Annotated in this window: 16 protein-coding genes; 9 read left to right on the top strand and 7 right to left on the bottom strand. The window is 49.9% G+C overall.

Features of this window, described 5'->3' with window-relative positions; all coding sequences use genetic code 11:
• The first annotated feature begins 65 nt into the window (after window positions 1-65).
• On the top strand, window positions 66-1,169 hold the full coding sequence (locus AC0YNW_RS02920) for a copper amine oxidase N-terminal domain-containing protein (RefSeq protein ID WP_475830682.1): 1,104 nt from the start codon (window positions 66-68) through the stop codon (window positions 1,167-1,169).
• A 313-nt stretch (window positions 1,170-1,482) separates the two neighbouring features.
• Here AC0YNW_RS02920 and AC0YNW_RS02925 read toward each other — a convergent pair whose 3' ends face one another.
• The 3 genes from AC0YNW_RS02925 to AC0YNW_RS02935 all read right to left on the bottom strand — a co-directional run bounded on the left by AC0YNW_RS02925 (window position 1,483) and on the right by AC0YNW_RS02935 (window position 2,223).
• Window positions 1,483-1,578, bottom strand: coding sequence for an LPXTG cell wall anchor domain-containing protein (locus AC0YNW_RS02925; RefSeq protein ID WP_475830683.1), 96 nt, complete (start codon window positions 1,576-1,578; stop codon window positions 1,483-1,485).
• Between the two features lie 135 nt (window positions 1,579-1,713).
• Window positions 1,714-1,872, bottom strand: a complete 159-nt coding sequence (locus tag AC0YNW_RS02930) for an asparagine synthase (protein ID WP_119798148.1) — start codon at window positions 1,870-1,872, stop codon at window positions 1,714-1,716.
• A 198-nt stretch (window positions 1,873-2,070) separates the two neighbouring features.
• Window positions 2,071-2,223, bottom strand: a complete 153-nt coding sequence (locus AC0YNW_RS02935) for a hypothetical protein (RefSeq protein WP_475830684.1) — start codon at window positions 2,221-2,223, stop codon at window positions 2,071-2,073.
• 126 nt (window positions 2,224-2,349) lie between these two features.
• On the opposite strand from AC0YNW_RS02935, the gene AC0YNW_RS02940 reads away from it, so the two are divergent.
• Window positions 2,350-3,066: an alpha/beta fold hydrolase gene (locus AC0YNW_RS02940; RefSeq protein ID WP_475830685.1), complete on the top strand. Its 717-nt coding sequence runs from the start codon at window positions 2,350-2,352 to the stop codon at window positions 3,064-3,066.
• A gap of 38 nt (window positions 3,067-3,104) precedes the next feature.
• Here the strand turns inward: AC0YNW_RS02940 and AC0YNW_RS02945 are convergent, their stop codons facing one another.
• On the bottom strand, window positions 3,105-3,344 hold the full coding sequence (locus AC0YNW_RS02945; protein WP_475830686.1) for a hypothetical protein: 240 nt from the start codon (window positions 3,342-3,344) through the stop codon (window positions 3,105-3,107).
• Window positions 3,345-3,504: 160 nt separating this feature from the next.
• Between AC0YNW_RS02945 and AC0YNW_RS02950 the strand changes: the two genes are divergently transcribed.
• From AC0YNW_RS02950 to AC0YNW_RS02965, 4 genes are all read left to right on the top strand, one after another.
• Window positions 3,505-3,954, top strand: coding sequence for a hypothetical protein (locus AC0YNW_RS02950; RefSeq protein ID WP_387474355.1), 450 nt, complete (start codon window positions 3,505-3,507; stop codon window positions 3,952-3,954).
• Between the two features lie 232 nt (window positions 3,955-4,186).
• Entirely contained in the window at window positions 4,187-4,393 is a 207-nt protein-coding gene (locus tag AC0YNW_RS02955) for a hypothetical protein (RefSeq protein ID WP_475830687.1), read from the top strand.
• 57 nt (window positions 4,394-4,450) lie between these two features.
• A complete protein-coding gene (locus AC0YNW_RS02960) occupies window positions 4,451-4,600 on the top strand; it encodes a hypothetical protein (RefSeq protein ID WP_387474359.1) in 150 nt (49 codons plus the stop codon).
• A gap of 58 nt (window positions 4,601-4,658) precedes the next feature.
• Complete coding sequence (locus tag AC0YNW_RS02965) at window positions 4,659-4,916, top strand: DUF3892 domain-containing protein (RefSeq protein ID WP_475830688.1); 258 nt, start codon at window positions 4,659-4,661, stop codon at window positions 4,914-4,916.
• A 118-nt stretch (window positions 4,917-5,034) separates the two neighbouring features.
• On the opposite strand, the gene AC0YNW_RS02970 is transcribed toward AC0YNW_RS02965, so the two are convergent.
• Window positions 5,035-5,760, bottom strand: coding sequence for an MBL fold metallo-hydrolase (locus tag AC0YNW_RS02970; protein ID WP_475830689.1), 726 nt, complete (start codon window positions 5,758-5,760; stop codon window positions 5,035-5,037).
• 139 nt (window positions 5,761-5,899) lie between these two features.
• Here AC0YNW_RS02970 and AC0YNW_RS02975 point away from each other — a divergent pair, with 139 nt between their 5' ends.
• The 3 genes from AC0YNW_RS02975 (at window position 5,900) to AC0YNW_RS02985 (ending at window position 7,258) form a co-directional block, all read left to right on the top strand.
• Window positions 5,900-6,103 carry a hypothetical protein gene (locus AC0YNW_RS02975; protein ID WP_387474365.1) on the top strand — a complete coding sequence of 68 codons (204 nt, stop codon included), beginning with the start codon at window positions 5,900-5,902 and terminating at the stop codon, window positions 6,101-6,103.
• Between the two features lie 164 nt (window positions 6,104-6,267).
• On the top strand, window positions 6,268-6,840 hold the full coding sequence (locus AC0YNW_RS02980; protein ID WP_387474367.1) for a stalk domain-containing protein: 573 nt from the start codon (window positions 6,268-6,270) through the stop codon (window positions 6,838-6,840).
• 103 nt (window positions 6,841-6,943) lie between these two features.
• Window positions 6,944-7,258 carry a DUF1292 domain-containing protein gene (locus tag AC0YNW_RS02985; protein WP_387474369.1) on the top strand — a complete coding sequence of 105 codons (315 nt, stop codon included), beginning with the start codon at window positions 6,944-6,946 and terminating at the stop codon, window positions 7,256-7,258.
• Between the two features lie 100 nt (window positions 7,259-7,358).
• Here the strand turns inward: AC0YNW_RS02985 and AC0YNW_RS02990 are convergent, their stop codons facing one another.
• Window positions 7,359-7,775 carry a DUF1885 family protein gene (locus tag AC0YNW_RS02990; RefSeq protein ID WP_475830690.1) on the bottom strand — a complete coding sequence of 139 codons (417 nt, stop codon included), beginning with the start codon at window positions 7,773-7,775 and terminating at the stop codon, window positions 7,359-7,361.
• Between the two features lie 61 nt (window positions 7,776-7,836).
• Window positions 7,837-9,306 (bottom strand): aminotransferase class I/II-fold pyridoxal phosphate-dependent enzyme, encoded by a 1,470-nt coding sequence (locus AC0YNW_RS02995; protein WP_475831258.1) that lies wholly within the window; start codon window positions 9,304-9,306, stop codon window positions 7,837-7,839.
• Between the last annotated feature and the right edge of the window lie 173 nt (window positions 9,307-9,479).

The raw sequence follows: 9,479 nt of genomic DNA on the forward strand, positions 1-9,479 counted from the left end.
AGGTGCAACCTTCCTACCTCCACCCACGTCTATCATGGCATCCCAAGTGAAAGGTGCCAACTAACATGAGCTACAAAAAAATTATATTATCCGGATTAATCGTTGCAACTGCAGCAACGCTTCACCATGTTCCTTATTCTTCAGCTGCGGCGGATGCGCATTCCGTTGAGTTCAAAATCAATGAAGCCTCTTACGTTAATCATACCGGGAAGCATGCCTTGGCAGCTGCTCCCTATATCCTGAACGGGAACGCAATGGTGCCGGTCCGGGCCTTGGCCGAGTCGCTGGGAGCAGATGTGAGCTGGAACGATAAGGAGAACTCCGTTACTCTGTCCAGAGATAAGGTTAACCTGGTGAAAGTGACCGATCGCTCCAACCTTGCATGGAATGAGAAGGGAGAGCAGATCAAGCTTCCCGAAGCTGTTCAGCGAGTAAAAGGCACACTATTTGTACCAGCCCGCAGCCTGGCTTCTCTCATGGGAGCGAAGGTGGAGTGGGGGGCTAAGGATCGAACCGTTACGATCTCAGACAAGAGGGCAGAAGCCATTCAAATGAGCTATACGTTTGATCAGGATCAAGAAGGATGGAAGGGCGGATTCGCCGACCTGCCGGTGAATTACGAAAAAGACATCTACGAGCTGGAATACGCGCGACAACTTTTGCCTGATCAGGGGACTTCCAACTATGGCCTCAAATTAAAGGGACATAATCGAAGCGATGATTTGTTTATGTTTCTTACCCGCGGTGTAGAAGGTTTCGAGCCTAACACGGTTTATGATGTGAAGCTGGACTTCGCGCTCTATACAGATGAAGCGGGAGGAATGGTAGGTATCGGAGGCGCGCCGGGCGAAGGCGTCTATGTGAAAGCCGGCATTCTGAGCCAGGAACCGGCGGCTGTTCCGACTCCGCAAGCAGGCGAGGAGTATTATAGAATGAACGTCGATATCGGCAACCAATCGCTTAGCGGCAAAGACGCAAAGGTACTGGGCAACGTCATCAAACCCGACTCGGAGAAAGAAGGCTACCAGCGGGTCGATTTTGAGTACAGCGCGCAAGTGAAAGCAGACGAGCATGGCAAAATCTATCTGCTCATCGGCACGGATTCCGGGTTCGAAGGCTTAACAACCCTGTATTATGACGATATTAAAGTAACGGCAACAAAAGCATAGCTACCGGCGAGATTGCCCGCATATCTATGAAAACCGTCAACCATTAACAGGTTGGCGGGTTTTATCGTAACCAGGGCGTAAGATTCCGCGGCTGCATGAATGGACAAAGGTAGCGACGCTTTGATCAGGACCATCATGCTCGAGAAGATGCTCCTGTATAGAATGCATTAGTTCTTCTTCTTTTTGGGAAGCCCCATATATAGCAAAATACACGTCATAGATACCGATACAATTATCCACAACATATGGATCACTCCTGACACCGGGATATGGATTCTGCACAAAGGTTTGCAACAGCCTTATGGATCTGAATTTACATCTGGCGTCTTCTAGACCTGCCCAGCAACCCAATAACTGCCGCTACGGCAATCGTGATCCCAATCCAAGAGGCGATATTCATCTGTATCATTCCTTACATAGGGTAAATACGGCGGCATCGCAATTTTGTTTCATAAAATTTACATTTCTGAGCGTGAATTAACGAGTGACAGAAGCATCCCCATGCAAAAGGGAGGACGCAATGTCCTCCCCCATCTTGCCAGACTTATCGATGCTCAACCAAGTCGATTGCCCCAAGAATAACATGGGCAAGTCCGAAGCCAAGTACACCGGTTCCCACAAGTTTATACTTGCTTTTCAGCAGTGTCGCACCAGAAGCAGATACCACAGCTCCAAGAACAGTCGGAATCAAACCTTCGCGCATAAGAAACACTCCTTTGGATGAGTTTGGCAAGACAGCATTAGTATGCTACCTGGTTATAGACCCCATACATGCTTATAGCTCTTACACATTATCTTTTCCCCGCAAATGGTTTCCTCAATTCGGTCTGACGTTTACGAATAACCGGGATCATCTTCCATGCTATCTTGGCCTTTCTAGCAAAAATAACATGTCATCTGCTCAGTCTCCGCTGTTCCCGTCTACAAGCTGCGAATCGGAGTCGCATGCAAAGCAAAGAACGGATGAATCCCCCTGTACAACGCCATCCAAAAAACCGTCGCGGCAATAAACCTCTTTCCCGCATGCTCGGCATTGTCCTACAAGCTCCTTCATTTCATTCACTTCCTTCTATGGGAATGTCGAAGCTGAACTGTTCATAGTACGGATTTCCAGTATAATGATCATAACATGGAACATATTGGATGAAGTATGATTCACGGGAAAAGGGGAAGGGTACCGATGACGATCACATCGAATTTTGCACATCACAATGGAGTAGACATTCACTATTTGGATTCAGGAGGTTCTTCATCGTTAACACCAGTATTGATTTGCCCGGGATTGTCGGAGACGGCCGCGGAGTATGAGGAATTGATTGCTTATTTGTCGCCTAGAAGATGCGTCGTATTATCGTTCAGAGGGAGAGGGCAGAGCGGCACGCCACTTTCGGGCTATGGTTTGGGAGATCATGTCTCTGATATCGAAGCCGTCGTGCGAGCCAGCGGACTGGAGCATTTTCACCTGTACGCCTATTCTAGAGGCGTGTCCTATGCGCTAGGTTATTTGCAGCAGCATGGTGACCGCGTCCAGTCGGTGATCGTCCAGGACTATCCGGCCCAGCATAAAGCGATGACCGAAGAATGGGCGGAAGACTATATTCACAACTATCTGATTCCCTACGAGCGGACGAAGCATATTCGATCCGAGGCGGTGTGGGGCATTCAGAAGGAATCGCGTCAAATACCATTTGAGTACCGCATCGACCAAGCTGAACTAGTGCTCAGAGGACTGCTGGAGGGAAGCTTGTTGGACGATGAGGATGTGCAGCATTACACGCGAATGGCTAAGCGCATAACCGTCGAGGGCTTCGAGCATTCCGGTCATGATATTCGCTCAGCGGAGCGGGACAAGCTCTTTGATGTGATCCAGACCTTTTTGAGCCATAATGATGAATAAATGTTGGTATGAAAAGAAGCGGGGGGACTAGAGATTCTCTAATCTCCTCCTCCACCGCCATCCCCGCCGCTGTCTCCGGATGAATGATCCGAGCTGTCGCTTTCCGCAGAACCGCCCTTGGACTTTCCGTGTCCGGATACGTCACCACCGGGAATAATAGGCACGCTACTGCTATCCTTATGTTGATTCGGATTGGAAGGGTTTTGTTTGTTTCGTTTGTAAGCCGAGATGATAATCATAAGGAATATCAAACCTAATAAGACGAATATGAGTGCCATGTTCAACCTCCTTTGACCACTTCAACTTCATCATAAGCTTAATAGAATGGTTTATGCAATCATGGGCGAGAAATAGAGAGGGGTCAATCGCATAGGGCAACCTTTCCAATCCCCTTTGCGTTTTAAAGGGTGACGGTTTAGATAAAGGAGAGGGCTTGGCGTGCGTAATCATATTCGGTTTCCGCTTGTTTTTATCGGAGCATTGTTACTCTGTATGTCGCTGGCAGCGGGCTGCTCCAATGATGAGTTTCACATGAAGCTTCGCTTGCTTGATCAGGAGTGGATCGAGAACAAGCTTATACAGGAAGGTTTTTCATTTGAGGAGAAAGATTTGTTTGAAATATATCGTCTGGACGTAGAGGGATTGCGATCGCAGAAGGCCTACGAACTGGACGACAATGAATCAAGTCTCTATATGTACATATTTGATTCCGAAGAAGAGCAATTCCAAGGACGGAAGCAGCTGGAGAGGCAGACGATTGCATTAAGCTATAAGCCCGCTTACTATGACATTAATAATGCGCTGCTCATTTATACAGACGGGGGCGTTCAGGATGATTCGTACAAGGAGCGAATCGATGAGCTGGCTCGCAATATGCGGAAGAAATAGGAAGACTGGCAACGATGTCGATGAGCTCGATTCCCGAGCATTTGACGCTCTCCATATACCCCAATGAAAGGACTCTGATAGACGCCTGCACAGATGTCTATTGTGGTTGAAGCCATTAATGATTAATGCTGTGAAAGAAGGCGGATGCCTGTTTTTCTGCTCATCAGCCCAAACCAACCGCGCCTAACTGAATAGACTGCTATCATCATAGTACGATGGGCGGGGTAAGGCGATGTCTGGATCCGGAGATGATGACAACAAAGGACTATCAGCGGACGACCTGGCTCTAATTGCGGCCGTCGTAGTCGTGATCGGGGATATACTAGGCTTATTGGCGGTACTTGCGGCAAGAAGCGAGAAGTCAGAGGACGAGTCGGCGGAAGCGCAAGTATCCGGCAGAAAGTCCAGGCGTAAGAAAAAGAAGCGCACATCGACGTAATGGAAGCCCTCTCATCTGCATACCTTCATAGAAAGGAAAGGGTGGGAGGCGAAAGGGATGGCGGCTGAATACGCTTATTTGGCCTTTAGCTCAATCATCATGTTCGGCATCATAGGCGTCGTGATCGGATCTCTGGCGGCATTCATGAAGACAGATTCCAAAGATTATGATGAACAATTCGTCTGGCAGCGGAAAATTCAGGAATAAGTATCGATTAGCGGGGTATGCTACTTCTTGATTGCCCAATTGAAGGAGGTAGCGAAGCATGGAGTCAACGAGCAACCAGCAGTCGGATACGAGAGAACAGATTGTAGCGGTGCAGAAGAATGGCGATGGAGATTTGACGGCGTTCAAGACTTCCGCCGGACGCGTACTCGATTATGCCAAGGCGCTTCAAGATGTACAGGCTGGACGAATCGCGGGCGTGAACGCATTCAAAGGCCGCGATGGCGAGACTTACATCCGTGGCGATGCCGACGGCGATCCAACCAACAACCTGGATCAGCTTCCCATATTTGAATAGATAGCGGCAAATGAAAGAACAAAGGAGCCGGATGCCATTCCCGCCTGAGGAGTGCATCCGGCTCCTTTTTCATATCTGCTTAAGGTTCTCCATTCTCGAATACCAGCTTTGCCTCGCCTTATACCTCATAGGTTTTCCTCTGCTCCACGAACTGCATAGGGCCAGTCCGGCCTCTGTGCTGCTCCATGGCGTCCCCGTAATGCATCAGCCATACCTTCTGCTGAATAGCCTCTGGCAATTGCAGCAGCTCGTCGAGCGTGGCATGTACGACGCCTGGAGGTTCCAGCTGGCAGTCGTGGAAGATCGTCTCCACGCCGTCCTGCACAAGCTCTTCCAAAAGAGGCGCATCGAATTTCATATCCGCTGTATAGAAGAAGCGACGGTTGAATCGGAAGGAGAAGCTCGCTTTGCCATCAATATGTTTTGTCTGTATCGGCTCGACCTGGATTCCCGGGGCCAGCTCCACCGTTTTGCCCGGCGCAAGCGCCCGGACATCGAAGAAGTCCGACAACTCCTGCAGATTCCCCTGTGTCAGTCCGCCTCTCAGCGTATGCTCCCACAGCGGCTCCACTAATGGCTCGGCAATATAAAGCACTGGCTTGCGCTGATGCTTGAACAGCATCTGAAAGGCGTATTCCTCAAGCCCGCCTACATGATCGCCGTGAATGTGGCTGATCAGCACGCCATCTAATTGCGAGAAGTCCAGATTGGCTTCATGCAACGCCTTGGGCAGCGTAATGCCGCAATCCAGAAGCAGCCGGTAACCGCCGGCTTCAATCAGGGCGTTATTGTTGTAATAGCGTTTGGCAAATGCGCTGCCGGTTCCAAGCATCGTAATCTGCATGATTTCTACCTCTCCCTTATGTAATCGCTCCCCTTCAATGTAACAAAATTTATAGGACAATGCCAACATCGGAAGCAAATTTGCCCATACCGACATACACTGTCAGAGCAGCAGGAAGAGTGGAGGAGAGTGGCCCGAGATGAGCAAGGGAAAAGGCAAGGTATCGAAGAAAAAGCAAATATCCAATGATCGGAAGCAAGTCACCTATAAGCTGGTTCTGTCCGATACATGCGCCGTATGCAAGACGCCTTGCGCGCGCGGTTTGAATTATTTGTCCCGTATGCAGGAACCGGGTGCGGTAGGGAAGGGCATACCTTGTATCTTAACAAAAACGTACGTCTGATTTCCCTGAATCATTTCCCAGGCAAGCGCAGATTTCAACAGCATTTGACAAAAGGGAAATCATTTGATCTCACGGTCAAAAAATGTTCCGAACAGCCGCAACTTTGTACAAGAAGAAGAGTATAACCTTACATTCAGAATATGCGGATGGGGGTTATGGCAGCCATGAATTTCAAGAAAGTGGCCATCTGGCTGATGCTGCTGTCTCTTTGCGGAGGGACGATCATCTTTGCGAATGCTGCTGCTCAGAAGGTGCGGGTGCTCATTAATGGCACCGAACTCGATTCGGGCGGCATTATCGTGGATGGCACGACATATTTGCCATTAAGGCAAGTTGCGGGTTCGATGCAAGCGATTGTGGAATGGGATAATGCAAGCAAGCGGGCAACGGTGTACAAGCCGAATGTCCATATGTTCATGTACCAGGGCAATAGCCCGTTCGGGGTTGTCAACAAAGGCTTCTCGGGCAAGATCAAAGTATTCTCTCAGATCGATAATTTGCAGACGGATATCAAATCTGTAAAAGTGACGATTACGGACCCAAGCGGCAGAGAAAAGCTCATTCAGAGCGAGAACGTGACGTCGTCGAATAACTTTTGGTTTGTTACAGAAGAATTCGATTATAAATTTGATGCCGTCGGAACCTATACGGTGCGATTCTATATGAAGGTAACGGATGCCGACGATTGGGCGGTTGTCTCCGAGAAGGAGATTCCAGCTATTGTGCCCAAAAAATAATGAAATGCTGCCCCGTTCATGACGGGGCATTTGTTTGACCTTATGCATCCTGACATGGTACGATTGGCAAGTATGACTACTTAATTGAAATGGGGTAACAAACATGAGCGAGCATAAGCACGAGCATGGGGAAGATTGCGGATGCGGACAAGACCATGAGCATGAAGAGCATGTCTTTATCGTAACAAATGATGAAGGCGAAGAGCGCGAGATGGTAATGGTATACACGTTCGAATCCGAGGAAAAGGTATATGCTGTTCTGCTGGATCGTCAAGATCCTGAACAAGACGGCGTTATCTTCCGCATCGAAGAAGAAGATGAGGAAGCGTTCCTGGTCGGCATCGAGGATGACGAAGAGTGGGATCGCGTAACGGCTATCTATGAAGAAATCGCTCGCACAGAGAACGAAGACCAATAAGGTCCAGTCTCCATCTGCGACATGACAGAGGGGCTCTCCCGCAGGATTATTCCTGGCGGAGAGCCCCTCTTTGCGATCATTAGCCAATCTAGTGCTGCGATTATTTTCTGGGATTGTAATAGATCGTCCGGCCATTGAACATGGTTAGCTCGGCTGCAAGCGACTTCGCCATATACCGGCAAAGCTCATTCGCCTTCGCCTTGTCGCCATGCGTCGCTTCGTCCGGAAGCACGACCTGGATGCAAGGTACTTGCTCGCCCGCGACGGATTGTGCCATGCCCGGACCGATAATCATATGTTTGTAATGAACGTTGATGCCTTTCAGGTAGAACCATCGCTCATCCCCGGAGGATTCGATCGTATAGGGGAAGGCGGCTCCGGCATAATTCCAGCCAAGCTGCTCGCCGGTCTTGGCTGTCTGTTCCTGGTAGCGGAGCAGCGTGCCTTGAATATGCTCGAGCGTCAGTTCCTGGTCCTCGGAGCCTTTCACCAGCTTAATGTAAGCGCTCTGACTCATCGCGGATCACCTCAAGCCCATCATAGCATGGGCCCGAGGAAGCTGGCAATAAGAGGAAGCATTAAGAAATCGCGGTTTCTTCCACGATAACTTTTACGAACTGGATGCTGCGGTCTTCCGGTCCTTTGACTGGCAATCCGACTTCCACGTGATCGACGATGTAGTCGATATTTTTTTGCGAGATAACCTCACCCGGCAGCAGAATCGGAATGCCCGGCGGGTAGACATAGATGAATTCAGCGATGATCCTTCCTGCGGATTCCTTGAACGGGACAACTTCCGTCTGGGCGTAGAACGCATCGCGCGGCGTAAGCGACAGCTGCGGAATATCAGGTATCTTCACCACAAGCTCGCGTGCTTCGGCGCCTTCGTAGAAGGCAGCGGACAGGCCTTTTAGCGCCTCCACCAATTTTGCTACCGATTCGGAGGTATCTCCAGGCGTAACTAGGCAAAGAATGTTATACATATCGCTCATTTCGATTTCCAAATTATAGTTGTCTCGCAGCCAATTTTCCGTCTCGTAGCCCGTAGTGCCGAGATGACGAACGTGGATTGTCACTTTCGTCGGGTCGTAATCGAATGTAGCTTCATCGCCAAGAATTTCTTCGCCGAAGCAATACAGGCCCGGAATCTCGTTAATCTGCTGGCGCGCGCTTTGAGCGAGTGCAATCGCCCGTTCTGCGATGTCGCGGCCGTTCAGCGCCAGATTGCGGCGGGAAGTGTCCAGCGATGCCAGCAATATATAAGAGGTCGAAGTTGTCGTCAGCATGCTGATGACGGTCTGTACGCGCTGCGGATTGACGCGCCCTTTGCGAATGTTAAGCACGGAGCTTTGCGTCATGGAGCCGCCCAGCTTATGGACGCTTGTAGCAGCCATGTCGGCGCCGGCTTGCATTGCAGACATCGGCAGCTTGTCGTGGAAGTGGATCAGCACGCCATGCGCCTCGTCAACAAGGACAGGGATGTCGTAACCATGGACCAGATCAACGATTTCCTTCAAGTTCGCGCAGATGCCGTAGTATGTTGGGTTGATGACGAGCACGGCTTTGGCGTCCGGGTGCCTCTCAAGCGCCTTGCGGACCGAGCGCGTCGTAATGCCATGGTCGATGCCCAGGTTATTGTCTCTGGCAGGCGAGATGAAGACCGGTCTGGCGCCTGCGAAAATAATCGCGGCCATGATCGATTTGTGAATATTGCGCGGGACGATAATTTTATCGCCTGGCGTGCAGACGGACATAATCATCGTGATGATGGCGCCGCTTGTTCCTTGCACCGAGAAGTACGTATAGTCGGCACCGAATGCATCGGCAGCCAGCTTCTGCGCTTCCTCGATCACGCCCGTAGGCTGATGCAGGTCATCCAGCGGGGCTATATTAATGAGATCGATCGACAAGGCGTTGTCGCCGATGAATTCACGAAACTCAGAATCGCTTCCGAGGCCTTTCTTGTGGCCCGGAATATGGAACTGAACGGGATTCTGCTCCGCATGTTGGCGAAGCGCAGTGAAGAGCGGGGTTTTTTTATGGTCCAACGCTATCATCCCTGCCTTTCCTGATAAGATGTACAAACAAAATAGAGTATAACAAAAACAAAGGGGATTGCAAGAAGCTTTTTATGAGGAAAGTACGGCTTGGAAGGGCAGCTTGGCATTTGTTCTTGAATTGTTCATAGATTGCTACTTTTGGGATATGGTACGATAGTTTG

This window comes from Paenibacillus sp. J31R120 (assembly GCF_056269225.1).

Bases quoted from the DNA above. Each gene is read 5' to 3' on its own strand.
- AC0YNW_RS02925 (WP_475830683.1), bottom strand. From the start codon at position 1,578: ATGATACAGATGAATATCGCCTCTTGGATTGGGATCACGATTGCCGTA.
- AC0YNW_RS02975 (WP_387474365.1), top strand. From the start codon at position 5,900: ATGAGCAAGGGAAAAGGCAAGGTATCGAAGAAAAAGCAAATATCCAAT.
- AC0YNW_RS02980 (WP_387474367.1), top strand. From the start codon at position 6,268: ATGAATTTCAAGAAAGTGGCCATCTGGCTGATGCTGCTGTCTCTTTGC.
- AC0YNW_RS02965 (WP_475830688.1), top strand. From the start codon at position 4,659: ATGGAGTCAACGAGCAACCAGCAGTCGGATACGAGAGAACAGATTGTA.
- AC0YNW_RS02955 (WP_475830687.1), top strand. From the start codon at position 4,187: ATGTCTGGATCCGGAGATGATGACAACAAAGGACTATCAGCGGACGAC.
- AC0YNW_RS02940 (WP_475830685.1), top strand. From the start codon at position 2,350: ATGACGATCACATCGAATTTTGCACATCACAATGGAGTAGACATTCAC.
- AC0YNW_RS02945 (WP_475830686.1), bottom strand. From the start codon at position 3,344: ATGGCACTCATATTCGTCTTATTAGGTTTGATATTCCTTATGATTATC.
- AC0YNW_RS02935 (WP_475830684.1), bottom strand. From the start codon at position 2,223: ATGAAGGAGCTTGTAGGACAATGCCGAGCATGCGGGAAAGAGGTTTAT.
- AC0YNW_RS02960 (WP_387474359.1), top strand. From the start codon at position 4,451: ATGGCGGCTGAATACGCTTATTTGGCCTTTAGCTCAATCATCATGTTC.
- AC0YNW_RS02970 (WP_475830689.1), bottom strand. From the start codon at position 5,760: ATGCAGATTACGATGCTTGGAACCGGCAGCGCATTTGCCAAACGCTAT.
- AC0YNW_RS02920 (WP_475830682.1), top strand. From the start codon at position 66: ATGAGCTACAAAAAAATTATATTATCCGGATTAATCGTTGCAACTGCA.
- AC0YNW_RS02985 (WP_387474369.1), top strand. From the start codon at position 6,944: ATGAGCGAGCATAAGCACGAGCATGGGGAAGATTGCGGATGCGGACAA.
- AC0YNW_RS02930 (WP_119798148.1), bottom strand. From the start codon at position 1,872: ATGCGCGAAGGTTTGATTCCGACTGTTCTTGGAGCTGTGGTATCTGCT.
- AC0YNW_RS02990 (WP_475830690.1), bottom strand. From the start codon at position 7,775: ATGAGTCAGAGCGCTTACATTAAGCTGGTGAAAGGCTCCGAGGACCAG.